At 68.8% G+C, this 22,888-nt stretch carries 22 protein-coding genes and 1 pseudogene; 7 read left to right on the plus strand and 16 right to left on the minus strand.

The window, feature by feature from the left end; all coding sequences use genetic code 11:
- Window positions 1-69 precede the first annotated feature (69 nt).
- Both dcd and AB0N06_RS15660 read left to right on the plus strand, forming a co-directional pair.
- A complete protein-coding gene (dcd, locus tag AB0N06_RS15655) occupies window positions 70-645 on the plus strand; it encodes a dCTP deaminase (protein WP_037695496.1) in 576 nt (191 codons plus the stop codon).
- A 9-nt stretch (window positions 646-654) separates the two neighbouring features.
- Complete coding sequence (locus tag AB0N06_RS15660; RefSeq protein ID WP_366135225.1) at window positions 655-1,164, plus strand: phosphoribosyltransferase; 510 nt, start codon at window positions 655-657, stop codon at window positions 1,162-1,164.
- Window positions 1,165-1,237: 73 nt separating this feature from the next.
- Here AB0N06_RS15660 and AB0N06_RS15665 read toward each other — a convergent pair whose 3' ends face one another.
- The 5 genes from AB0N06_RS15665 to AB0N06_RS15685 form a co-directional block, all read right to left on the minus strand.
- Window positions 1,238-4,129, minus strand: coding sequence for an HAD-IC family P-type ATPase (locus tag AB0N06_RS15665; RefSeq protein WP_366135226.1), 2,892 nt, complete (start codon window positions 4,127-4,129; stop codon window positions 1,238-1,240).
- A 53-nt stretch (window positions 4,130-4,182) separates the two neighbouring features.
- Window positions 4,183-5,211: a polyphosphate kinase 2 family protein gene (locus AB0N06_RS15670; protein ID WP_366135227.1), complete on the minus strand. Its 1,029-nt coding sequence runs from the start codon at window positions 5,209-5,211 to the stop codon at window positions 4,183-4,185.
- A 511-nt stretch (window positions 5,212-5,722) separates the two neighbouring features.
- Window positions 5,723-6,619, minus strand: coding sequence for a Yip1 family protein (locus AB0N06_RS15675; protein ID WP_366135228.1), 897 nt, complete (start codon window positions 6,617-6,619; stop codon window positions 5,723-5,725).
- Between the two features lie 241 nt (window positions 6,620-6,860).
- Window positions 6,861-9,128, minus strand: a complete 2,268-nt coding sequence (locus tag AB0N06_RS15680; protein WP_366135229.1) for a (Fe-S)-binding protein — start codon at window positions 9,126-9,128, stop codon at window positions 6,861-6,863.
- Between the two features lie 82 nt (window positions 9,129-9,210).
- Window positions 9,211-9,816, minus strand: a complete 606-nt coding sequence (locus AB0N06_RS15685; protein WP_366135267.1) for a sugar transferase — start codon at window positions 9,814-9,816, stop codon at window positions 9,211-9,213.
- A gap of 278 nt (window positions 9,817-10,094) precedes the next feature.
- Between AB0N06_RS15685 and dnaK the strand changes: the two genes are divergently transcribed.
- From dnaK to AB0N06_RS15710, 5 genes and pseudogenes are all read left to right on the plus strand, one after another.
- Window positions 10,095-11,948, plus strand: coding sequence for a molecular chaperone DnaK (gene dnaK / locus AB0N06_RS15690; RefSeq protein ID WP_366135230.1), 1,854 nt, complete (start codon window positions 10,095-10,097; stop codon window positions 11,946-11,948).
- Entirely contained in the window at window positions 11,945-12,595 is a 651-nt protein-coding gene (gene grpE, locus AB0N06_RS15695) for a nucleotide exchange factor GrpE (RefSeq protein ID WP_366135231.1), read from the plus strand. The genes dnaK and grpE overlap by 4 nt, the downstream gene beginning before the upstream one ends.
- Window positions 12,596-12,688: 93 nt before the next feature.
- Window positions 12,689-13,876 carry a molecular chaperone DnaJ gene (dnaJ, locus tag AB0N06_RS15700; protein WP_366135232.1) on the plus strand — a complete coding sequence of 396 codons (1,188 nt, stop codon included), beginning with the start codon at window positions 12,689-12,691 and terminating at the stop codon, window positions 13,874-13,876.
- Between the two features lies 1 nt (window position 13,877).
- The gene (locus tag AB0N06_RS15705; RefSeq protein ID WP_366135233.1) at window positions 13,878-14,324 is read left to right on the plus strand and encodes a helix-turn-helix domain-containing protein; all 447 of its coding nucleotides are present in this window, start codon (window positions 13,878-13,880) and stop codon (window positions 14,322-14,324) included.
- A gap of 81 nt (window positions 14,325-14,405) precedes the next feature.
- A pseudogene (locus tag AB0N06_RS15710) lies at window positions 14,406-14,595 on the plus strand (heat-shock protein HspR); the annotation flags it as partial.
- An 84-nt stretch (window positions 14,596-14,679) separates the two neighbouring features.
- On the opposite strand, the gene AB0N06_RS15715 reads toward AB0N06_RS15710, so the two are convergent.
- The 11 genes from AB0N06_RS15715 to AB0N06_RS15765 all read right to left on the minus strand — a co-directional run bounded on the left by AB0N06_RS15715 (window position 14,680) and on the right by AB0N06_RS15765 (window position 22,839).
- Window positions 14,680-14,928, minus strand: a complete 249-nt coding sequence (locus AB0N06_RS15715) for a hypothetical protein (protein WP_366135234.1) — start codon at window positions 14,926-14,928, stop codon at window positions 14,680-14,682.
- Between the two features lie 26 nt (window positions 14,929-14,954).
- The gene (locus AB0N06_RS15720; protein ID WP_366135235.1) at window positions 14,955-15,818 is read right to left on the minus strand and encodes a peptidoglycan-binding protein; all 864 of its coding nucleotides are present in this window, start codon (window positions 15,816-15,818) and stop codon (window positions 14,955-14,957) included.
- A 42-nt stretch (window positions 15,819-15,860) separates the two neighbouring features.
- Complete coding sequence (locus tag AB0N06_RS15725) at window positions 15,861-16,508, minus strand: hypothetical protein (RefSeq protein WP_366135236.1); 648 nt, start codon at window positions 16,506-16,508, stop codon at window positions 15,861-15,863.
- Window positions 16,505-16,699, minus strand: a complete 195-nt coding sequence (locus AB0N06_RS15730) for a hypothetical protein (protein ID WP_366135237.1) — start codon at window positions 16,697-16,699, stop codon at window positions 16,505-16,507. The genes AB0N06_RS15725 and AB0N06_RS15730 overlap by 4 nt, the downstream gene beginning before the upstream one ends.
- Before the next feature lie 70 nt (window positions 16,700-16,769).
- On the minus strand, window positions 16,770-19,154 hold the full coding sequence (locus tag AB0N06_RS15735) for a hypothetical protein (RefSeq protein ID WP_366135238.1): 2,385 nt from the start codon (window positions 19,152-19,154) through the stop codon (window positions 16,770-16,772).
- Window positions 19,141-19,971, minus strand: a complete 831-nt coding sequence (locus AB0N06_RS15740; protein ID WP_366135239.1) for a hypothetical protein — start codon at window positions 19,969-19,971, stop codon at window positions 19,141-19,143. The genes AB0N06_RS15735 and AB0N06_RS15740 overlap by 14 nt, the downstream gene beginning before the upstream one ends.
- 45 nt (window positions 19,972-20,016) lie before the next feature.
- A complete protein-coding gene (locus AB0N06_RS15745) occupies window positions 20,017-21,006 on the minus strand; it encodes a hypothetical protein (RefSeq protein ID WP_366135240.1) in 990 nt (329 codons plus the stop codon).
- Window positions 21,007-21,025: 19 nt separating this feature from the next.
- Window positions 21,026-21,589 (minus strand): hypothetical protein, encoded by a 564-nt coding sequence (locus tag AB0N06_RS15750; RefSeq protein ID WP_366135241.1) that lies wholly within the window; start codon window positions 21,587-21,589, stop codon window positions 21,026-21,028.
- An 86-nt stretch (window positions 21,590-21,675) separates the two neighbouring features.
- Entirely contained in the window at window positions 21,676-22,098 is a 423-nt protein-coding gene (locus tag AB0N06_RS15755) for a hypothetical protein (RefSeq protein ID WP_366135242.1), read from the minus strand.
- Between the two features lie 52 nt (window positions 22,099-22,150).
- On the minus strand, window positions 22,151-22,483 hold the full coding sequence (locus tag AB0N06_RS15760) for a hypothetical protein (protein WP_366135268.1): 333 nt from the start codon (window positions 22,481-22,483) through the stop codon (window positions 22,151-22,153).
- Between the two features lie 65 nt (window positions 22,484-22,548).
- Window positions 22,549-22,839, minus strand: coding sequence for a hypothetical protein (locus AB0N06_RS15765; RefSeq protein ID WP_366135243.1), 291 nt, complete (start codon window positions 22,837-22,839; stop codon window positions 22,549-22,551).
- Window positions 22,840-22,888 lie beyond the last annotated feature (49 nt).

Consider the following 22,888-nt stretch of genomic DNA (forward strand, 5'->3'; position numbering starts at 1 on the left):
CGATCATGACGGAGTGCGCGGGACAGTCCGGTTGGGGCGGTCTCGCGCGTTCTGCGTATCCTCGGGGGCGTGCTTCTCTCAGACAAGGACATCCGGGCCGAGATCGACGCCGGGCGGGTCCGCATTGATCCGTACGACCCGTCGATGGTGCAGCCATCGAGCATCGACGTGCGGCTCGACCGCTACTTCCGGGTGTTCGAGAACCACCGTTATCCGCATATCGACCCAGCCGTCGAGCAGGCGGACCTGACGCGTACGGTCGAGCCGGACGGGGATGAGGCGTTCATCCTCCACCCCGGCGAGTTCGTGCTTGCCTCGACGTACGAGGTCATTTCGCTGCCCGACGATCTTGCGTCGCGGCTGGAGGGCAAGAGTTCGCTCGGGCGGCTCGGGCTCGTGACGCATTCCACGGCCGGGTTCATCGATCCCGGGTTCTCCGGGCATGTGACGCTGGAGCTGTCGAATCTTGCGACGCTGCCGATCAAGCTGTGGCCGGGCATGAAGATCGGCCAGCTGTGCATGTTCCGGCTGAGTTCGCCGTCGGAGTTCCCGTACGGCTCCGAGCGGTACGGTTCGCGCTACCAGGGGCAGCGCGGGCCGACGGCTTCGCGTTCGTTCATGAATTTCCACCGGACCCAGGTGTGAGGCCGGACCATGACTGACGCACGAGAGAATCTGACGTACGACGGGTTCGGTCATGCCGTGCGTGAGCTGGCGCAGGCCGTGGCCGACGATGACTACGAGCCGGATGTGGTGCTGAGCATCGCGCGGGGTGGGGTCTTCGTCGCCGGCGGGCTGGCGTACGCGCTGGACTGCAAGAACATTCATCTGGTGAATGTCGAGTTCTATACCGGCGTGGGCACCACGTTGGAAATGCCGGTGATGCTGGCGCCCGTTCCCAACGCCATCGATTTCTCGAACAAGAAGGTCCTGATCGCCGATGACGTGGCGGACACCGGCAAGACACTGAAGCTGGTGCGCGACTTCTGTATCGAGCACGTCGCCGAGGTGCGCAGCGCGGTCATCTACGAGAAGCCGCACTCGCTCGTGAAGTGTGAGTACGTGTGGAAGAAGACCGATCGCTGGATCAATTTCCCGTGGAGCGTCCTGCCGCCGGTACGTAAGCCGGGCGAGCCCGTCACGCCGTCCAAGGAGGCGCTGTAACTGCCGCGGCGGCGGTCAGCTCCTCGTGAGCGCTGGGCACAGAATGTAAACCCGGTGAACCTCTGCGTGGCTGTTACGTGCCGGATGCCTGATCGTCCGGCGCGTTCGCGGCCCGCTCACGCATGGCCCGAGGACAGGTGCCGACACCCTGGCCCCGCTCCGGCCGTCCGGCTGCCGGTCGCACGGCAGCCGAAGCGTCCTGGCCAGAGGTCCCGTCGGCCGGGTGCTTGTCGCCGTCACCGTTCCCGGTGACCCTCGACCGGCGAGCGAGGAACTTGCCCAGTTCCCACAGGACCAGGAGCGCGACCGCGGCCAGCAGTGCCCAGCCGAACTGCCGCGCGTTGATCTCGGTCGTCCCGAGGATGTGGCGGAAGCCGTCCACCTGGGTCACCAGCACCGCGAGCACGAACTGGGCCAGTGCCACCCAGTTCATCTGCTTGCTGTCGAAGGTGGACGCCGTCAGTACCGAGTCCGTCTCGCTGCGGCATTCGAAGGCGGCCACGATCAGACAGAGCGCGAAGGCGGTGAACGCGATCGACTGACCGGTCTCGACGCTGTCGAAGTGGGCCACACCGAGCTTGATCAGTCCGAGCAGCACGACGGTGATCGCCAGTCCGCCGAGCCCGACCGTGACCAGGACGGGCCGTGTGAGCACCGACTCCCCGCGCGGACGCGGCCTGCGTCGCATGAGCCCGGCGCTCTCCTGGTCGAAGCCGAGCGCGAAGCCGAAGGACGCGTTGACGACGAAGTGGATCCACAGGACCTGCGGCGGCGTGAAGGGTTCGCCGGCGGCGATGTTGAAGACGGTGGCCCCGAGGAACGTCAGGACGAAGGTGACGAGCAGCAGGAGCACGAACCGGATGTACTTGGTGAGATTGTCGTAGATCTTCCGGCCCTGCTCCACGGCGTAGACGATGGTGGCGAAGTTGTCGTCGGAGAGGATCATGCGTCCGGCGCTCTTCGCCACGTCCGTGCCGCTGCCCATGGCGATACCGATGTCGGCGGCCTTGATGGCGGGCGCGTCGTTGACGCCGTCTCCGGTCATCGCCACGACATCACCCTGCTTCTTCAGCGTGTTGGCGAGCAGCACCTTGTGCTCCGGCGCGACCCGTCCCACCACACCGATGCCGTCGATGCGGGCGAGCTGCTCGTCCTCGGTCAGGGCGGCGAACTCGGCGCCGAGGACGGCCTCGCCGGGGATGCCGAGCTGCCGGGCGATCGCCGCCCCGGTGGTGACGTCGTCGCCGGTCACCATGCGGACCCGGATGTGCGCCGCCTGGGCATCGGCCACAGCGGCCCTGGACTCCGCACGGGGAGGATCGACCATGCCGACGAGACTGGTCATCCGCAGCTCGGTGACGTACGCGAGCAGGTCGCCGTCCGGATCGAAGCCGTCCGGGTCCAGATCGCGGGTGGCCGCGGCCATCACCCGGCGCCCCTCGCCGCCCATGCGTTCGGTCCGCGCCTCGGCGCGCCGGAGCAGTTCGGCGTCCCAGGGGATGGTTCTGCCCGCCGCGAGTGCGGTGCCGGCCCGCGCCATCACCGCCGGGGCCGCGCCCTTGACGAAGCATCGGACCACCTGCCGCCCAGTGGCGTCGACCGCCGAGTTGAAGGTGGCCATCAGCTTGTAGCCGGGGTCGAACGGCAGGGTCGCGAGCCGGGGAAGGCCGTCTCTCGTGGCGTCGATGTCCAGCCCGGCCTTGTGCGCGAGCACCAGCAGCGCGCCCTCGGTGGGATCGCCCACCACCTGGCCGTCCACCAGCTTCGCGTCGCCGGCCACCACGTACGGCAGGATCGCGTCCTCGATGCCCGCGGAGGAACCCGCGGCATGGTGGATCTTCCCCTCGAGTCCGTAGCCCGTGCCCGAGACGGTGTACCGGTCGGTGGGACTCACCACTTCGACGACAGTCATCTGGTTCATCGTCAGAGTGCCGGTCTTGTCCGAGTTGATCGCCGAGGTGAACGCCAGGGTCTCGACCGACGGTAGTTCCTTCACGATGGCGTTCCGCCTGGCCAGGCTGAGGCTGCCGACGGACAGAATCGCCTGGGTCACGGTCGGCAGAGCTTCGGGGATGGCGGCGATGGCCAGCGAGACCGCGCTGACGAACAGCACGTCCCAGGCCTCTCCCCGCTCACGGCCCAGGGCGAACATCACGATCATGGTCAGGCCCGCTGCCCCCGTGATCCACAGCGTGAGTGTGTTGAGTTCCTTGGTGAGCGGCGGCTCCTCCCTCTCGGTGGCCGACAGCATCCCGGAGATCCTGCCGAGCTCGGTGCCGGCGCCGGTCGCGGTGACGACGAGTACGCCACTCCCGTGGGTGACCGGGGTGTTCATGAACGCCATGTCGGTCTGGTCACCCGGTCCCGGCCGGCCGGCCGGCAGCGTTCCGGCGTCCTTCGCGGCGGGAACGCTCTCGCCGGTGAGCGCCGACTCGTCGATCTGCAGGGCGTTGGCCTCGATGATGCGTCCGTCCGCCGGCACCTGGTCGCCTGCGGCGATGAGCACGATGTCGCCGACGACGAGCCGTTCGGCGGGGATCTCCGACTCCGTCCCGTCCCTGCGCACCCGGGCCGTCGCCTTCATCATCGACTTCAGCGCGTTCATCGCGCTCTCGGCCTTGCCCTCCTGGCGCAGGCCCACGACCGCGTTGAGGAGCGTCAGCACGCACAGCAGGATCGCGGTGCTCCACTCCCTGATGAGCAGCGAGACGACCGCCGCGGCCACGAGGACGAGCTGCATGTAGCTGCGGTACTGCCTGAGGAACCGGAGCCAGGCCGGAGTCCGCTTCTCCTCGGGCAGTGCGTTCGGGCCGTGAACGGCGACGAGTTCGGTGGCCCGTGCCGCGGAGAGGCCGACCTCCGGATCCACCCCGAGCGCGTCCAGGACCTCCTCGGGAGAACGCGCGTACCAGCCGTCCTCCGATGCCCCGGGCCGCTCTCCCCCGGCGTCTGACTGCACCGTCATCGTTGTGCCTCCGATGTGGTCCGGCCTGGCAGGCGGGACTTTCGAAACACGCCCTAGCCGCGCTTCTTCTTCGTCGGCCGACCGGTGCCGGACGCGCGCCCGCCGGCCGCCAGGGTGTCGCTTCCGTCCGCGGCCCGGGCAGCCGTCGGATGCCGGGAGGCGTACGGGTCGGCCGGGGCCCCCGCGGGGGCCTCCTGCTCCAGCTCCCGCTTGGCCGCGAGCAGATCCTTCCGGGCCTGTTCCCCCACGTCGGGGTACTGGGGATCGATGTCCATCAGGGTGTGCGCGAGCACCGCCGCCGCGCATATCCGCGCGAACCACTTCCGGTCCGCCGGCACGACGTACCAGGGCGCCCACTTCGTACTCGTCGCCGACAGCATCTCGGAGAACGCGTGCTGGTAGTCGTCCCACCGGCGCCGCTCCCTGACGTCGGCTGCGGAGAACTTCCAGTTCTTCTCCGGCAGGTCGATCCGCTTCATGAAGCGGATGCGCTGCTCCTCCTTGGAGAGGTTCAGGAAGATCTTCACCACCTTGAACCCGTTGTCCGTGAGGTAGCGCTCCCAGTTGTTGATCTCCCGGTAGCGGCGGCCCCATACCCCCGGCCCGCCGGCGTCGTCCGGCAGCTTCTGCCGGACGAGGTTCTCGGGGTGCACCCGCACGACGAGGACCTCCTCGTAGTGCGAGCGGTTGAAGATGGCGATCTCTCCGCGCGCGGGCAGCCGACAGGCGTAACGCCACAGGTAGTCGTGGTCGAGTTCCTCGGTGGAGGGCACCTTGAAACTGCTGACCCGCACGCCCTGGGGGTTGACGCCGCTCATGACGTGGCGGATCGTCCCGTCCTTGCCCCCGGCGTCGAGCGCCTGGAGACAGAGCAGTACGCCGTACGTGTCCTGGGCGGCCAGCCGTTCCTGGTACTCCGCCAGCAGGGACACCCCGGTCCGCAGCAGCTCGATCCCGTCGCGTTTCCTCAGGCCGGCCTTGTAGCGAGGATCGAAGTCCCGGCCCAGGTTCACCTTCGAGCCCGGTTTCACCCGCAGCGGCCCGATGAACTCCGCGATGCGTTCGGCTCTCTCGTCCGCCATCACCGATCAGCCCTTCTCTCCGGTCACGGTGAGCGCCGCGCGTCCCGGCCCTCGCCACCGTCGCGGACTGCTCCCCGCCGCCGGCGGGGACCGGAGCGGCCTCGGCCTCCACCGCTGCGCAGGTGCCATGAAGACCGGAAGCACCCGTTCACAAACCCTCCTTCGCCAGGGCTGTGCCGCGGTGACTCAGGCGCCTGGCCGGTCGGCATGCGTGCGCTCACCCCATGCGGGGCCGACGGCCCAGGGGGCAGAGCGGCAACGCGCTACGAAGAACCCGGAAAGGTACGAGGATTCTCGAGGCTTCCGTCCTCATAGGGTGCGCCGCACGTCGGCTCGTCGCACGCCGAGGGCGATGGGCTCGCATCCGCGCCCCCTCGCCGGTTGATCGTCGTCACCGGCCACTCCGCGGGCAGGTTCTCGACGCCTGAGTCCGGTCAGGTCCGGTCCGTGACAGCAAAGGACCCCCGGTGCCATGTGCCGGGGGTCCTTGCACGGTCGTGGGACGCGGTCGTCAGATCGTGCCCAGCTTGATGATCGACAGCAGCGCGATGAGCTGGATCGCGGACGCACCCAGCGCCTTCGGCCACGGCAGGTCGTGCGACTTGCTCACCATGGAGGTGAACAGTGCGGCCGATGCCAGCCAGGTCATCCAGCCGAGTATCTGGACCAGGGAGTTCTCGCCGCCGAGGAAGAGCGCGAAGATCAGCCGTGGGGCGTCCGTGATCGACATGATCAGCATGGAGAGGCCCACGGTCGGCTGCCAGGCGCCGTCGCCGCCGAGCTGGCGGGCGAGGGTGTGGGTGACCGCGCCGAGGACCAGACCGCCGATGACGAAGCCGAAGCCCGTGAGGAGGACGTATGGGACGGCGGTGGAGATCGTTGCGTGGATGGCGTCGTCGCGGGCCTGGTCGAAGCCGAAGAGCGCCAGCAGGCCGTAGAGGAACGTGACGATGAGGGCCGGGCCCCAGACGGGGTAGTCGCGCATCTGCCAGAACGTCGGTCCGGGGCGCAGCACGATGCCGCTCAGCAGTTGCTGCCAGTGCAGGCGGGGGCCGGCGGGCTGGGCGGGTGCCTGGCCGGCGCGGTAGGTGTTGCCGCCGCTGTACGGGTCCTCGTTGATGCTGAACGCCTGGGTGTGACCCGGGTTGTTGGCGTACGGGTCGCCCTGGTGGGGCTGGTGGTACGAGTCGCCGAAGTATTCGGGTTCGCCGTGTGCGCCGCTGTAGCCCTGGTGCCCCCCGGGGCGCCGGGCTCCGTACGGGGCGCCGGTGCCTCCCGCCGGGGGCCATGGCTGCTGTCCGTACGGCGGCGGTGGGGCCTGCGTGCCGTACGGCTGCTGCTGCGGTTGTTGTTGCCCTTGTCGAGGGGTGCGGTTGTCCCGGCCGCGTCCGATCCTGAATCCAGCCACGTCATCGAACGTACCTGGTCCGCGTGTGTGCGGTGGGAGAGCCGGGGAACCAGGCCCCCTTTGCGGCCGAGCTGTGACATCCCCTAGGGGGACCCTGGGGGGCCGGCCGGTGGGCGCGGAACCCGGGCCTGTGGTACGGGAAACAGGACCGGTTCGGGGCAGGCGTCGGCCCGCCCAACAGCAGAAGCGGCCGGTCCTGCCCCCGAGGCAGGTCCGACCGCTTCTGTACCGCTGAGACCGGCTACTTCACCGGCTCGGGCTCCGGAGCGTCTGCCGCCTCCGGCTCGCCGGCCGGGTCCGACGGGGTCTTCACCGAGTCCAGCAGCAGCTGCGAGACGTCGACCACCTGGATCGACTCCTTGGCCTGGCCGTCGTTCTTCTTGCCGTTGACCGAGTCGGTCAGCATGACGAGGCAGAACGGACAGGCGGTGGAGACGATGTCCGGGTTGAGGGAGAGGGCTTCCTCGACGCGCTCGTTGTTGATGCGCTTGCCGATCCGCTCCTCCATCCACATCCGGGCACCACCGGCGCCACAGCAGAAGCCGCGCTCCTTGTGGCGGTGCATCTCCTCGTTCCGCAGACCCGGCACCTTCGCGATGATCTCGCGCGGGGGCGTGTAGATCTTGTTGTGACGGCCCAGGTAGCAGGGGTCGTGGTACGTGATCAGACCCTCGACCGGCGTCACCGGGATCAGCTTGCCCTCGTCGATGAGGTGCTGGAGCAGCTGCGTGTGGTGGATGACCTCGTACTCGCCGCCGAGCTGCGGGTACTCGTTCGCGATGGTGTTGAAGCAGTGCGGGCAGGTCGCGACGATCTTCTTCGACGACTTCGGCTTCTTCGTCGCCTCATCGTCGTCGTCCTCACCGAACGCCATGTTCAGCATCGCGACGTTCTCCTGGCCGAGCTGCTGGAACAGCGGCTCGTTGCCCAGGCGGCGGGCCGAGTCACCCGTGCACTTCTCGTCGCCGCCCATGATCGCGAACTTCACGCCCGCGATGTGGAGCAGCTCCGCGAAGGCCTTGGTGGTCTTCTTGGCGCGGTCCTCGAGAGCGCCCGCGCAGCCGACCCAGTAGAGGTAGTCGATCTCCGACAGGTCCTCGACGTCCTTGCCGACGATCGGGACCTCGAAGTCGACTTCCTTCGTCCACTCGACGCGCTGCTTCTTGGCCAGCCCCCAGGGGTTGCCCTTCTTCTCCAGGTTCTTGAGCATCGTGCCCGCCTCGGACGGGAACGCGGACTCGATCATGACCTGGTAGCGGCGCATGTCGACGATGTGGTCGATGTGCTCGATGTCGACCGGGCACTGCTCCACGCACGCACCGCAGGTGGTGCAGGACCAGAGCACGTCCGGGTCGATGACGCCGTTCTCTTCGACGGTGCCGATCAGCGGGCGCTCGGCCTCCGCGAGAGCGGCCGCCGGTACGTCCTTCAGCTGCTCCTCGGTCGCCTTCTCGTTGCCCTCCATGTCCTTGCCGCCACCGGCGAGCAGGTACGGGGCCTTGGCGTGCGCATGGTCGCGCAGCGACATGATCAGGAGCTTCGGCGACAGCGGCTTGCCCGTGTTCCAGGCGGGGCACTGCGACTGGCAGCGACCGCACTCGGTGCACGTGGAGAAGTCGAGGATGCCCTTCCAGGAGAACTGCTCGACCTGGGAGACGCCGAAGACGTCGTCCTCGCCCGGGTCCTCGAAGTCGATCGGCTTGCCGCCGGAGATCATCGGCTGCAGGGCGCCCAGCGCGCTCTCACCGGTCGCGTTGCGCTTGAACCAGATGTTCGGGAAGCCGAGGAAGCGGTGCCAGGCGACACCCATGTTGGTGTTCAGCGAGACCGTGATCATCCAGATCAGCGAGACGCTGATCTTGACCATCGCGGTGAAGTAGATGAGGTTCTGCAACGTGGTGACGCTCAGGCCCTTGAAGGCGAGCACCAGCGGGTACGAGACGAAGTACGCCGCCTCGTAGCTCTCGACGTGGTGGATCGCGCCCTCGAGACCGCGCAGGGTCAGGATCGCCAGGCCGATGGTGAGGATGACGTACTCGACGAAGTACGCCTGCCAGGCCTTGGAGCCCGCGAAGCGCGACTTGCGGCCGGCCCGGGAGGGGAGCGAGAGCAGCCGGATCACCATCAGGACAGCGATGCCCACCGTCGTCATCAGGCCGATGAACTCGGTGTACATCTCGAACGGCAGGAATCCGCCGAGGACGGGGAGGGTGTAGTCGGCCCGGAAGAGCTGGCCGTATGCCTGGGCCAGCGTCGGCGGCAGCGTCAGGAAGCCGATGGCGACGAACCAGTGGGCGAAGCCGACGATGCCCCACCGGTTCATCCGGCTGTGGCCGAGGAACTCCCTGACCAGGGTGATCGTCCGGGCCTTGGGGTTGTCCGTTCGGCTGCCCGCCGGTACCGGCTGTCCGAGCTTGACGAACCGGTAGATCTGCGCGAAGGCTCGGAAAAAGAGCGCAACGCCGACCACGGTCAGAACCAGCGACACGATGATCGCGGCGAGTTGCATTTGGGGGCTCCTCGGGCCTGCGAGGGTGGGATCCAGCACGTACTAAGCAGTAACTTAATCAGTCTGTGCTGACACTATCCACTTATTCCGCCGCGCTGTAGCCGCGCCGCCGGTGATCTGTGTCGCTCAGGTGCGCCTTCCCGCGGTGGATGAGCCCGCGGAGGGCGGCGCGGAGTGGGGCGTATACGGCTTCCGCGAGGATGGCCAGGTCGAGTCCCAGCCAGTGGTGCTCGGCGTAGTGCTGGTCGAGCAGGGCGGGTTCGTCCCAGGGCATGGTGGAGCGGGAGCGGACCTGGGCCAGGCCGGTGAGGCCGGGTCTCAGTTCCTGCCGCCAGTGTCGGGCACCGGCCTCGTTCGGGGTGTCCGCCCGCTCGTGGCCAGGGGTGAGCGGTTCCGGTCCGACGAGCGAGAGATCTCCCCGTACGACGTGGGGCAGCCGGGACAGCGCGTCCAGGCGCAGCCGACGGGTGCCCAGGGAGCGCAGGGCGAAGGGGTGGCCGGCCAGTCCGATCCGGGTGGAGCGGGTCAGTACGCAGCCCGCGGGACGCTGTACGGCGAGGGTGAGGGCTGCGGCGGCGAGCAGCGGAGCGGTCAGGGCCAGCAGGGCTGAGCCGAGGACGAGATCCAGTGCGCGCTTGGCTGTCATGTGCGACCTCGGTCCGGGCCGCGCGTGTGACCGCATCCGCATCCGCGTGCGCATCCGCATCGTTCACACCTGCCTGGCTCGGACGGATCGAGTGCCTGTTTTGTACTGCTCTCGCCATTTTGTAACAGAACGATCCCACGTGACGATGATGGACCGGGTATGCGGCCCGCCTGGCGGGCCGGTGTCGTCCGATGAAGTGCAGGTGGCGCGGGATGTGTGCACGATAGTTGAGTCGACCCGACTAAGGTCTGTTGACTCCGAGGCGCCTCTCGTGCATCCTTGAGCCAGATCCACTCAAGTAGTCAGTTGGAGGAATTGAAATGGCACGTGCGGTCGGCATCGACCTGGGCACGACTAACTCCGTCGTCAGCGTTCTCGAAGGCGGCGAGCCCACCGTCATCACCAACGCCGAAGGCGCCAGGACCACGCCGTCCGTCGTCGCCTTCGCGAAGAACGGCGAGGTTCTGGTGGGCGAGGTCGCCAAGCGCCAGGCGGTGACCAACGTCGACAGGACCATCCGGTCGGTCAAGCGCCACATGGGCACCGACTGGAAGATCGACCTCGACGGCAAGAGCTTCAACCCGCAGCAGATGAGCGCCTTCATCCTGCAGAAGCTGAAGCGCGACGCCGAGGCGTACCTGGGCGAGAAGGTCACCGACGCGGTGATCACCGTTCCGGCGTACTTCAACGACTCCGAGCGTCAGGCGACGAAGGAGGCCGGCGAGATCGCGGGCCTGAACGTCCTGCGTATCGTCAACGAGCCGACCGCCGCCGCGCTGGCGTACGGGCTCGACAAGGACGACCAGACGATCCTCGTCTTCGACCTCGGTGGCGGCACCTTCGACGTGTCCCTCCTGGAGATCGGTGACGGCGTCGTCGAGGTGAAGGCCACCAACGGTGACAACCACCTCGGTGGTGACGACTGGGACCAGCGCGTCGTCGACTACCTGGTGAAGCAGTTCGCCAACGGTCACGGTGTGGACCTGTCCAAGGACAAGATGGCTCTCCAGCGTCTCCGCGAAGCCGCGGAGAAGGCGAAGATCGAGCTGTCCTCCTCGACGGAGACCACGATCAACCTGCCGTACATCACGGCGTCCGCCGAGGGCCCGCTGCACCTGGACGAGAAGCTCACGCGCGCCCAGTTCCAGCAGCTCACCGCGGACCTCCTGGAGCGCTGCAAGAACCCGTTCCACAACGTCATCAAGGACGCGGGCATCCAGCTCTCCGAGATCGACCACGTCGTTCTCGTCGGTGGCTCGACCCGTATGCCGGCCGTCGCCGAGCTCGTCAAGGAGCTCACCGGTGGCCAGGAGGCCAACAAGGGCGTGAACCCGGACGAGGTCGTCGCCATCGGAGCCTCGCTCCAGGCCGGTGTCCTCAAGGGCGAGGTCAAGGACGTCCTGCTGCTCGATGTCACCCCGCTGTCTCTCGGTATCGAGACCAAGGGCGGCATCATGACGAAGCTCATCGAGCGCAACACGACGATCCCGACCAAGCGGTCCGAGATCTTCACGACGGCCGAGGACAACCAGCCGTCCGTCCAGATCCAGGTCTACCAGGGCGAGCGCGAGATCGCGGCGTACAACAAGAAGCTCGGCATGTTCGAGCTGACCGGTCTGCCGCCGGCCCCGCGTGGTGTCCCGCAGATCGAGGTCGCGTTCGACATCGACGCCAACGGCATCATGCACGTCGCCGCCAAGGACCTCGGCACCGGCAAGGAGCAGAAGATGACCGTCACCGGCGGCTCCTCGCTGCCGAAGGACGAGGTCAACCGGATGCGTGAGGAGGCCGAGCAGTACGCGGAGGAGGACCACCGCCGCCGCGAGGCCGCCGAGTCCCGCAACCAGGGCGAGCAGCTCGTCTACCAGACGGAGAAGTTCCTCAAGGACAACGAGGACAAGGTTCCCGGCGACGTGAAGACGGAGGTGGAGACCGCGCTCACCGAGCTGAAGGAGAAGCTCAAGGGCGAGGACACCGCCGAGATCCGTACCGCCACCGAGAAGGTCGCGGCCGTCTCCCAGAAGCTGGGCCAGGCGATGTACGCCAACGCGCAGGCCGAGGGCGGCCCGCAGGCCGAAGGCCAGCCGGGCGCCGAGCAGGCCAGGGCCGATGACGATGTCGTCGACGCCGAGATTGTGGACGACGAGAAGGACGCCAAGGGCGGTGCGGCGTGACCGAGGAGACTCCGGGCTTCGAGGAGAAGCCCGACGTTCCCTCCGGCGCCACCCCTGACGACGCCGATCCGAAGGCTGCCTCCTCCTCCACGGAGGAGGAGGCGGCCCCGGCCGGGGACGTGAACCAGACTGCTGGTCTGACGGCACAGCTGGACCAGGCACGCAGTGCGCTCACCGAGCGCACCGGCGACCTCCAGCGGCTCCAGGCCGAGTACCAGAACTACCGCCGCCGCGTGGAGCGGGACCGGGTCACGGTCAAGGAGATCGCCGTTGCGGGTCTCCTGAGCGAGCTCCTGCCCGTGCTCGACGACGTCGGCCGCGCCAGGGATCACGGCGAGCTCGTGGGCGGGTTCAAGTCGGTGGCCGAATCGCTGGAGACGGTCGTCGCCAAGCTGGGCCTGCAGCAGTTCGGCAAGGAGGGTGAGCCCTTCGACCCGACGATCCACGAAGCCCTGATGCACTCGTACGCGCCGGACGTCACCGAGACGACCTGCGTGGCGATCCTGCAGCCGGGGTATCGCATCGGCGAGCGCACCATCCGCCCCGCGCGGGTGGCGGTGGCCGAGCCGCAGCCGGGCGCGACCCCGGCGGCGGCAAAGGAAGAGAAGACAGACGACGAGGAGAGCGGTGGCACCGAGGAGGTCTGACATTTCGTCCGACCACCGCGGGGCCCACCGCCCGGTTCGGCGACCGGCCTGCGGGCCGGTCGCCCGGCCGATCGTCCGGAAGGAGGGACGTCGATGAGCACGAAGGACTTCGTCGAGAAGGACTACTACAAGGTCCTCGGCGTCCCCAAGGACGCCACCGAAGCCGAGATCAAGAAGTCGTACCGGAAGCTCGCCCGCGAGTTCCACCCGGACGCGAACAAGGGCGACAACAAGGCGGAGGAGCGCTTCAAGGAGATCTCCGAGGCCAATGACATCCTCGGCGACGCCAAGAAGCGCAAGGAGTACGACGAGGCACGCGCCCTCTTCGGCAACGGCGGCTTCCGGGCCGGTCCCGGCGGCGCGGGAGGCAACTTCAACTTCGACCTGGGCGACCTCTTCGGAGGCACGCAGGGCGGAGGTCCCGGCGGCCCCGGCGGCTTCGGCGGCGGCGGCGGTCTGGGCGATGTCTTCGGCGGGCTGTTCAACCGGGGCGGCGGTACGGGGACACGCGTGCAGCCGCGCCGCGGGCAGGACATCGAGTCCGAGGTGACGCTCAGCTTCACCGAGGCGGTCGACGGGGCCACGGTCCCGCTCCGGATGTCCAGCCAGGCGCCCTGCAAGGCGTGTTCGGGCACCGGCGACAAGAACGGCACCCCGAGGGTCTGTCCGACCTGTGTCGGCACCGGACAGGTGTCGCGCGGCAGCGGCGGCGGCTTCTCGCTCACCGATCCCTGCGTGGACTGCAAGGGCCGGGGCCTCATCGCCCAGGACCCGTGCGACGTCTGCAAGGGCAGCGGGCGGGCACGTTCGTCGCGCACCATGCAGGTCAGGATCCCGGCGGGCGTCTCCGACAGCCAGCGGATCCGGCTGCGCGGCAAGGGCGCACCGGGCGAGCGCGGCGGACCGGCCGGCGACCTGTACGTCGTCGTCCATGTCGACGCCCACCCCGTCTTCGGCCGCAAGGGCGACAACCTCACGGTCACCGTGCCCGTCACCTTCGTGGAGGCGGCGCTCGGCGGCGAGGTGAAGGTCCCGACGCTCGGCGGACCGCCTGTCACCCTGAAACTTCCGGCCGGCACCCCCAATGGGCGGACGATGCGCGCCCGCGGCAAGGGTGCCGTACGCAAGGACGGCACCCGGGGCGACCTCCTGGTCACCGTCGAGGTGGCGGTCCCCACGGACCTCACCCCCGACGCCCAGGACGCGCTGGAGGCCTACCGGAAGGCGACCGCGGGGGAGGACCCGCGGGCGGAGCTGTTCCAGGCCGCGAAGGGAGCATGAGGTGGACGGCCGACGACGTAATCCGTACGAACTGACCGATGACTCACCGGTGTACGTGATCTCGATCGCGGCCCAGCTCTCGGGCCTGCATCCGCAGACACTGCGCCAGTACGACCGCCTCGGCCTGGTCTCCCCGGACCGCACGGCCGGCCGCGGCAGGCGCTACTCGGCCCGCGACATCGAGCTGCTGCGCACGGTGCAGCAACTGTCGCAGGACGAGGGCATCAACCTGGCGGGCATCAAGCGCATCATCGAACTGGAGAACCAGGTGGCCGCGCTCCAGCAGCGCGTCGCCGAACTCTCCGCGGCGGTGGACGGCGCTGCGGCGGCGATGCAGCAGCGCGAGGCGCAGGTGCGTGCGTCGTACCGGCGCGATCTGGTGCCGTACACGGATGTGCAGCAGGCGAGCGCGCTGGTGGTGTGGCGGCCGAAGAGGCCCAAGGAATAGGCGCGGATACGCATGACGGAGGGCCGCCACCCAGGAACAGGTGGCGGCCCTCCGTGGTGTGCACGGGTCATTTCCCCGCGGATCGAACTGGAGAACCAGGTCGCGGCGCTGCAGGCCCGGGTGGCGGAACTGTCCTCGGCGGTGGAGGGCGATGCAGCAACGCGAGGCGGCGGTACATGCCTCGTATCGCAGGGACCTGGTGCCGTACCAGGAAGTGCAGCAGGCTGGCGCGCTGGTGGTGTGGCGGCCCAAGCGGGCGCCGGAGCAGTAGACGTCGCCGTAGGTGCAGCTGTATATGCGTGAAGGGGCCGGGAGATGAAAACCTCCCGGCCCCTTCGTGTGATCACTCGCGTGATCAGTGGCGCCCCGCCGCCTCCCAGACCGCCACGGCCAGCGCCGCGCAGGACGTCAGGGCCGCGAGCGACGGCAGCGGCCAGCGGGTGCGCTCCAGGGCGTCCAGGCGTTCCTCGTGCTCGCCGAGCGTCTTGTCGGTCTGGTCGGCGCGTTGCAGCAGCAGCGCCAGGTCGCCGCGCGTGGTGGCGAATCCGACGTCGACGCTGCGGCGCAGCCGCTCCAGTTCGACGGCGACAGTGCCGTCGCTCATGGGCGTCTCCTTTCCGGGTTCGGGCCTCAGACGCGGGGTACGCCGAGCCGGTCCCAGCTCGCGCGCCCCGGAACCCCGTCCGCCGCGGCCCCCACGTATCCGAGCCTGCGCTGCCAGGCGGCGTACGACAGGACGTCGGCCTCGCCCCACACGGGCCCGGGTCCGACGCGGTAGCGCCCGCAGCCCTCCGCGACGAGCCGCCGGCCGACCGCGGTGACGAGGTCGCTGCGGCGGCCCGGGACGAAGAAGCCGGCACCCGGGAACGGCGCGTACGACGGGGCAGCGGGCGGCACGGGCCGCACCCCGAGCCGCGCCTCGATCCGCATCCGCATCCCTGGCATCGAGAACGACGGGTCGATCTTCCGCCGCGTCCATTCCTTGTGCCCGATGACGCTCGCCGCCGACCAGCCGTGGGCGCGGCACAGGGCGGCCGAAAGCCGTTCCACGGCGGCGAGCTGGGCCGCCGGGTAGGGGTCGTGGCCGTTGCCGAGGTTCTCGATCTCGAAGCCGTAGAAGTGGGTGTTGCCGTCGACGGCGTCCGGTCCAGGCGGGCCGGGGAATGGGCGCTCGGCCCGTACGGCATCGAACACGGCGGACGAACCGGCGCCCGCGTGGTTGGTGCGGCCGTAGCCGACCAGGTGCACGGTGCCGTCCTTGGCGACGAGGCCGATGCACAGCGGGCCCGGCAGGGCGGCGGTGCCGTCGCGGCACAGGGTGAGGCTGTCGCGGCCCGCGGTGTGGTGCAGCATCACGCCGTTGACCGGGCCCCAGGGGCCCTTGTGATTGCGGTTGTGGGTCTGCCAGTTCAGCTTGTCGGTGTGTTCCGCGAGGCGTACGCCCTCGCCGCGCATGGCGCGGGCGAAGGCGTACGCGGTCAGGGGTGTCGCCACAATGTGCTCCAAGTGCCTTGGCTCGAAGGCGTTCAGGGGCTCTTACGGGATGGGGTCCACACGGATGAAGCGCGTGTCGAAGAACGACGTGTTCGTGCTGGCGCTGGACCGGTAGGCCGGTGTCGCGGTGTGGGTCGTGCCGATGGCGAGGCCTGTGACCTGGAACTGGGCCGACACCGACGTCCTGTTGGGGATCGATACGGCGGCGGCGCGGTTGTCGTCGGCGGCGAGCACAATCGCGTTGGAGGCGTTGCGGATGTTCGCCGACATGAAGGACGTCGCGGTGGTGGAGGTACGGATGTAGCTGCCCACGGTGATGATGACCTGGCCGGACGCGGGCACCGTGAACGTCGCCGCCATGGGGTCGCCGAGGGCGTTCGCGAGGGTTTCCACGTACGTGGTGGAGGCGGTGTCCCCGTCGTCGAGGTTGATCCGGAAGACCGGCACCGGAGCCACCGGGACCCAGGCGGTGCCGGTGTAGTACATCATCCGGCCCGGGGTGCCGATCCAGGCCACCATGCCCGCGACGGGAGCGGCCAACTTGGCGTCGCGCGTAGCCGTGTCGGGGAAGCGCAGCACGGTACGCCCGTCTGCGGCGTCCGCCAGGGCCTTCAGATGGGCCGGCAGATCGGCGGGGTCGGAGGCCTGCGGGTAGGGGAGGCTGCTGATCGGCGTGTACTGGGTGGTCATGCGGACTCCTCCTGGGGTGCGGGTTCGATGGGGTCGACCGTGACGGTCAACAGGCCGTCGGCGGCTGGCTGTTGGGGTTCCTCCGGTGCGGGCACGTAGGGGTCCGTCGCGCGGGCGAGGGCGTCGGCCAGCTCGCGCATCAGGTCGTCGGGCGGCGGCTGGGGAGTGGGATCCGGCGAGGGTTCGGACATGGCGGGGCTCCGTTTCGTACGACGTGGCTTCGTACGGCGTGACGTGGGGCGGGCGAGGACGGGCGCGGGGTCAGTCCGTCAGGTCCGCCCACGTCGGGTTCGCCGCTAGCAGGGCGGCGAGGGTCGGGTAGGCGGTGGCGACGGACGCGTAGGCCGGCGCGGTGTTCGGCGCGGGCGGCAGCGCGGGCGCATCGGGAGTCAGTCCCGCGTCCGCCGGTACGCCGTTGGCCCTCACCCCGCGCAGGCTCAGCGTCTGCTGGACGCCGCCGCCCGCCGCCGACGAGGTGGTGATGCCGACGACCCAGGCGAGCGTGTCGAGGGCCGCGCCCGTCGTGTCCACCACGCGGACGACGTCGCCGAGCTGGATGCGCGGATCGTGCAGAACCTGGACGTCCTCGAGCACGGGCACCGGGTACTGGCCGGCCCTGCGCATGGCCTCTGCCAACTGCTGCGCACTGACCAGGTCCTGGACCCAGTCGGACTGCTCGCCGTAGAACTCCTGGCGTCCGTACCAGCGCTCGCTGTCGCCGCCGGGGACGTAGGCGACCGCCTGCCGCTCCACCGGATCACGGTCCGGGCGCATCGGCACGATGCGGATGGACGGTGAACCGTCCTTGGCCACGGTGTAGAGCCGCGTCGAGGTGCGGTTGGTCAGGCGCAGCACGATCGTGCCGTCCTCGCGTCGTACGAGCGCGTCCACCGCGCCCTTGACCGCGGTCGTGCCCACCGCGTTCTGGGTGGCGACCCGGAAGGTGGATCCCAGGGTGATCACCGAGTCGTCGTCGGTGTCCGGCGGGCCCACGTCCAGCTCGTCCTCGCCGAAGGCGTACGAGATGGTGAGGGAACCGCCTCCAGGGATCTCCCGCACCACGGTGTCGGACACGGCCTCCCCACCGACGGTGCGCACCGTGCCCCAGTCCTTGGCGGGCTGGGTGCAGAAGTTGCGGCAGGCGTCGATCTCCTCGGTGACGGTGAGCGCGGCGATGTCGCGTACGGAGGTCAGGGTCAGGTCGGGGACGGTCGGCTCCGTGGCGAACCGGGTGAAGTTGCGCCACCGGAAACGGCCGCGCTCGTCGATCTCCGCGGTGGACATGCTCGCCTTGGCGATCTGCCCGATCGCGTCCCACTGCGAACCGGTCACTCTGGGCACGGTGCGCAGTGGCAGGATCACCTCGTCCAGTTCGGCGGTCTTGCTCCAGGTGCCCGACTGGCTGAACTCGGCGACGCTCGGTGGACCGGTCAGACCGCTGGTGACCTGGACGCTCTCGGTCGCCATGGAGGTGACGAGGCGGACCTTGCGCAGCTCGGCGACGGGCTGGGGCCCGGTGGCTGCCGTGAAGGCGGCGGCGCCGCCAACCCAGGTGGTCCCGTCCGGCGCGGTGAGCAGCGGGATTACCGAAGGCAGGGCCTGGTTGTTCGTCGACGCGTACACATCGACGTACGCGCCGATGTGCCAGACGCCGCGCTGCGACTGCATCGCGGCGGCGTTGTAGCCCCACTGCAGTGCGCTGCCCGGCACCGCGGGATCGGAGCTGAGCGAGGTGGCAAGGACGGTGCCTTTGGTGAAGTCGACGGCGAGGGAGATGGTGCCGACGGCCGTCCCGGTGCGGTTCAGCTCCAGGTCGAGGCGGACGGTGGAGCCGATGCCGACGGCGTTGTTCACCCACGCCTCGGCGAGCAGCTTGCTGCCGGGCACGGTGACCCGGCTGCGCGGGAACCACGAGGCGGTGATGCCGCTCTCGCCCGCGGGCAGACCGCGCGGCACGAGGGCCATCTCGTGCGGGGCGCCGGTGCGCGACCACGTGTAGTGGCGCGCGTCGGGCAGGTCCTCGGGCATGCCGTACGGGGTGGTGAACCCGCCGTGCAGAGTGGCGTGCACGAGGGTCAGAGGCTGTCCTGCGACGAACTGGGGCGCGCGCGCCGGCGGACTGGTCAGCAGCCCGGCCTGCCGCAGCAGCTCGTCGACGCACCAGGTGGCGCTGGAGACCGGGCGCCCCCAGTACAACCCCGTGTAAGGGCGCGGGAGTTCGGCCGGTGCCCGCAGCCGCTCGGCACCGTCGAGCGCGGTGAGCTGCACGCTGTCGGAGCCGGATGCGGCACTGCGGTTGCGCAGGGTGCCGCGGAAGGCGGGCAGGGTGGCACCGGCCCCCACACCCGTCGCGTGGGTGACACTCTGCCCGGGGCGGGCGAGGTCACCGGTGGCGTGGCCGGCCCACGCGGAATAGAGCTTGGGTGCCGACTCACCCGTCCTGCCGCCCAGTTGGAGCTGCAACTGGGCCGCCGAACTCCCGGAGAACGCGCGCATCGCGGCGGGCAGATCGGTCGCGTACGACCGCTCGACCTGCCACGACTGCACCTGCGCCGACACGTCCGTGCCGCCGAGCCGGGTGGTGTGCGTGGTGGTGCGCTCCCCGGCGGCGAGTGCCGCCTTGGTGGCGTCGTCAGCCTGCTGCACCGGACACCTCCACCAGGTCGACGCTGATGCTGCGGTAGGGCAGCGGGCGCCCGGGACTGTCGCTGTACGACGTGATGGCGAGCGGCGGCAGGCCGTCGCCGGGGGTCGTGTGTGCGGCCCCGTCGTCGTACGCGAAGCAGGCACCGGCCAGGGAGTAGGTGCCCGCCGTGCCCGGGGTCGCGCACGGGGTGGCGTACACGGCTCCGGCGGGCACGGTCGTGGCGATGTACGGGCCGCCGGCCGTGGGCCCGGACAGATAACTCCCGTCGGCCTTCTTGAAGTCGATGTTGACGCCGACGGTGCCGAGGGCGGCGAAGGCGGTAGGGGCGCGGAAGGAGACACGGGTGCCGGGCGCGACGGGGAAGTTGCCCCACGGCACACTCCGCCAGGCCACCCTGCTGGTCGCGTCGGCAGCCGTGAACGTGAACGTCCCTGGCACCGCGGCGACTTCGGCGACGGTTCCGGTCGTCGACGCCTTGAACCACTGCTGGAGCCCGGCCGCCCCGGTGTCGCCGCGGCCCGCGGCCTGCGCGGCGCCGAGGACGTTGCCCGCGGCCGGGTCGATGACCAGGACCGGTCCGGGCCCGCCGTTGACGCGCCGGGCGAGTCCGTCCAGGACCCGCGCGTCGACGGGCGGGAGCCGGTCCCAGCTCAGCTTCATCCGGCGGGAGGGAGCCGGGGTACGGGTGACGGTGATGCGGCCGCCGAGCGACTTGAACTCGCTGACACCGAGCTCGACGCTGCGGTCGAAGGACGTGGCGGCCTGGTCGATCTCGTAGAGGGCCCCTGGGGGGCCTATCCACAGGTTGCTGGGCATGGCGTGTGCCTCCGGGTTCTCGTACGGGTTCTGGAGGAGGGGTGACTACCGCCGGGCGAGCTGGCGCTGCCCCAGGAACACGGCGCGGGCGATGGTCTGCGAGTCGACCTGTACGTGCACGGGCCGCTCGGCGAGCGCCTCGACGGCGGCGGCGAGCCGGTGCAGGGCGGCGCCGCCCCCCGGGTGGTGGCCGAGCATGCGGCTCAGCTTGGACAGCGGGATGACGGCTTCGGCCTCGCCGCCCTCACCGATGACGGCGAGGCGGCCGCCGGAGCGGGCGGTGACGACACCTCCCTGGGCAAGGGTCGGAATATTGGGAATCTTCGGAATATTGATCCGGAATTCCTTGCCGCCGACGATCGGCACCCAGCCGGGAATCTTGACGTGAATCCGGTTCAGGCCGCCGATCATGGCGTTGATGCCGCCGATGTAGGCGCGGGGCAGGGCGGTAAAGCCGTTGACGATGCCCTTCATCACGGACTTGATGGGTCCGGCATGGGACTTGATGGCCCCGGAGATGGCATTCCAGGCCCACTTCACGCCCTGGGCCAGTTTCTTCGACACCTTGTCCATGTTGATGAACTGCCCGATGATCGGCGCGAGCAGCGTCATGACCAGCCCGAAGGCGTTGGCCTTCATGGCGGTGTTGAGGCCCTTCTGGGCCAGGGTCGCGCCCTTGAGCCCCTTCCCAAGACCACCCATGGACTTACCGCTGCCGCCGGCGGACTTGCCGGCCTTGCCGACGGACTTCTCCACGGCGTCGGACTGGCGCTTTACGTCGCGGAGGGCGGTGTTGACGTGGCCGGAGGAGGACTTGAGCTTGTCCAGGGAGGACTTGAACTTGTCGGTGGAGGTCTTGGACTTGCCGAGGGAGCCGTCGGCGGCCCCGATCGAACTTTTGAACTTCCCAATAGATCCCTGGAACTTGTCTACGCCACCGGAGGCACGGTTTACGGATTTGCCTGCCTTATCGGCCGCGGATGAGAACCTGGAAAGGGATGCTTGGGCGGACTGAAGCTTCTGAACGAGAGACACGGTTACTCCTCACGCAGGTTCAGATACGTGATTCGAGTCGAGTGATGCGTTCTTCCAAGGCGGTGAAGCTTTTGCTGGCACGGTCGGCGTTACTGGCCGCGAGCTTCGAGTGACGGTCGGCACTGTTCAAAAGGTTCCGCGCCACCTGGGCGTCACGCTTGGCCTGACCGGCCTTTTCTTGCGCTATTCCGGCATTGGTTTGAGCGCGGCTGACCTGATGGGTGATCTGCCTTTCGAACTCCTGGACCCGCCTTTTTTCTGCGGCGCGGGCTTCGGCTGCCTTCTTTTCGTCCAGCTTCCTCTCGGCTTCCTTCTCCGCTTTATCTCTGGTGTCCCGGCGTCCATGGATCGCACCGTTGAGGGAGAAGTTGGGGCCGACTTGCTTGCCGGCGAAGGTGAAGCCCCTCTCGTCCCACTTGAGGAGCGAGTGGTCCACCTTGAGGAGCTGCGAACTGATCGTGGCGGCTTGGATGTCCGTCTTGGCCAGGGTGGCCTGAACATCCTTGATCCACTGCGCCTTGATGTGGCTGAGAGTGAAGTCAACCGTTTCCTGGACAACTCGGCGTATTTCTGCGGACGTCATGGACGTCTCCTGGGGTGGGAATGGGAACGAAAAACCCGGCCATAAGCAGGCCGGGTGAAGGGTGGTTGAGGGCGGTCTGGACTGAGTCAGCCCAGAGTGAGGCTGATGAGGATGGCTGCCGCGACCAGGTCAAGCGCGAGGCCGACAGGGCCTAGGAGCAGAGCGATGAACAGGATGGTTTTGCTGTCCTGCCCCATGCACTCCGCCGCATCTGAATGTGAGGGGAAGAGCGGGTCGTACAGAACGCTGATTTCCATGCCAGGCACGACTGCTGTGCGCGAGATGGGGGACGATTTGCCGTGGTGCTCGACGCCGTCCACCTCATATGTGAAATACAGAGAGACGGAGCTGTCGCGTATCTGCAGATGTGTGCAGACTGCGGTGCTTTGGGCGCCGCGACGTTTCAGTCGTCGACCCGCTCGCCACGCACGGAAGAAATGTACTGCCGCAGCACTAAAAGAAGCGCCGAGGCCGCCTAAAAGTACCAGTGCAACGAGTGTCTTTCCCATGGTTCCCCTTCTCCCCTTCTGTCCGGAGCGGTAGATTATCGCTCCTCAGTGCTCAGGAGAAGAATTTCGTAGCCTCCGCCGTATTGATGAGGGGGAGCGGCTCCTGAGGCTCCTGCGGCTCCGGGGAAGCGCCCGTTCCCGGCCGGGGAAACGGTTCGGGGTACTCGGGTGGCTCGTCGTCCTCGTCCCGGTTGACCAGGCTGAACATCCAGTTGGCCTCGCGGAGTTGATCCACGGCGTGGGCGATCAGGTGGTCGGTGACGGACCATTCTGCCGCCTCGCCGTGCAGTTCCCGCGCGAGCGCACTGTCGCGCGGCATGTGCTCGACAAGCACCGCGAGCCGGCGAGAGGTGAGCCGGCCGCGGTGCCAGTCGAGGAGGTCGATGCCGTAGTGGCGGAGCAGGTCCGCCTCGATGGCCTCGGCGTGCTCGTCGATGAGCCCGTCGAGGCTCAGTCTTCCCCCAGGCCCAGCCCCGTCTCCTTGCCGTAGGCCTCCAGGATCGCGGCGATGTCCTGCATGGTGATGTCGTGCCGTTCGAACCGGCTGAACTGCTGCTCGCCGAGGAGGAGTTGGAGGAGGCCGTCGACGTCGTTGTCGTCGAGGTCCCGCAGCTTGCGGGCGGTGCCGCGGCCGAGCTCGGTCGGCAGCTCGAAGGTGTCGTCGTCGAGCGTGAAGGTCCATGCGCGGCCGAGCGCTTCGAGGCGCTGGGCGCGGGCGGCGTTGACGTTGAAGCCGGGCATGCGGGGACTCCTTCGCGTAGGTCCAGGGATGGGGATGGGGATGGGGATG

Source organism: Streptomyces sp. NPDC051020 (genome assembly GCF_040683105.1).
In the GTDB taxonomy this organism is placed as follows: domain Bacteria; phylum Actinomycetota; class Actinomycetes; order Streptomycetales; family Streptomycetaceae; genus Streptomyces.

Excerpts from the sequence above, each read along its gene's own strand:
- AB0N06_RS15740 (WP_366135239.1), bottom strand. The coding sequence starts at position 19,971 with ATGCCCAGCAACCTGTGGATAGGCCCCCCAGGGGCCCTCTACGAGATC.
- AB0N06_RS15680 (WP_366135229.1), bottom strand. The coding sequence starts at position 9,128 with ATGCAACTCGCCGCGATCATCGTGTCGCTGGTTCTGACCGTGGTCGGC.
- AB0N06_RS15660 (WP_366135225.1), top strand. The coding sequence starts at position 655 with ATGACTGACGCACGAGAGAATCTGACGTACGACGGGTTCGGTCATGCC.
- AB0N06_RS15750 (WP_366135241.1), bottom strand. The coding sequence starts at position 21,589 with ATGACGTCCGCAGAAATACGCCGAGTTGTCCAGGAAACGGTTGACTTC.
- AB0N06_RS15665 (WP_366135226.1), bottom strand. The coding sequence starts at position 4,129 with ATGACGGTGCAGTCAGACGCCGGGGGAGAGCGGCCCGGGGCATCGGAG.
- AB0N06_RS15670 (WP_366135227.1), bottom strand. The coding sequence starts at position 5,211 with ATGGCGGACGAGAGAGCCGAACGCATCGCGGAGTTCATCGGGCCGCTG.
- AB0N06_RS15730 (WP_366135237.1), bottom strand. The coding sequence starts at position 16,699 with ATGTCCGAACCCTCGCCGGATCCCACTCCCCAGCCGCCGCCCGACGAC.
- AB0N06_RS15715 (WP_366135234.1), bottom strand. The coding sequence starts at position 14,928 with ATGAGCGACGGCACTGTCGCCGTCGAACTGGAGCGGCTGCGCCGCAGC.
- dnaJ (WP_366135232.1), top strand. The coding sequence starts at position 12,689 with ATGAGCACGAAGGACTTCGTCGAGAAGGACTACTACAAGGTCCTCGGC.
- AB0N06_RS15755 (WP_366135242.1), bottom strand. The coding sequence starts at position 22,098 with ATGGGAAAGACACTCGTTGCACTGGTACTTTTAGGCGGCCTCGGCGCT.
- AB0N06_RS15685 (WP_366135267.1), bottom strand. The coding sequence starts at position 9,816 with ATGCGGATGCGGTCACACGCGCGGCCCGGACCGAGGTCGCACATGACA.
- AB0N06_RS15725 (WP_366135236.1), bottom strand. The coding sequence starts at position 16,508 with ATGACCACCCAGTACACGCCGATCAGCAGCCTCCCCTACCCGCAGGCC.
- dnaK (WP_366135230.1), top strand. The coding sequence starts at position 10,095 with ATGGCACGTGCGGTCGGCATCGACCTGGGCACGACTAACTCCGTCGTC.
- AB0N06_RS15765 (WP_366135243.1), bottom strand. The coding sequence starts at position 22,839 with ATGCCCGGCTTCAACGTCAACGCCGCCCGCGCCCAGCGCCTCGAAGCG.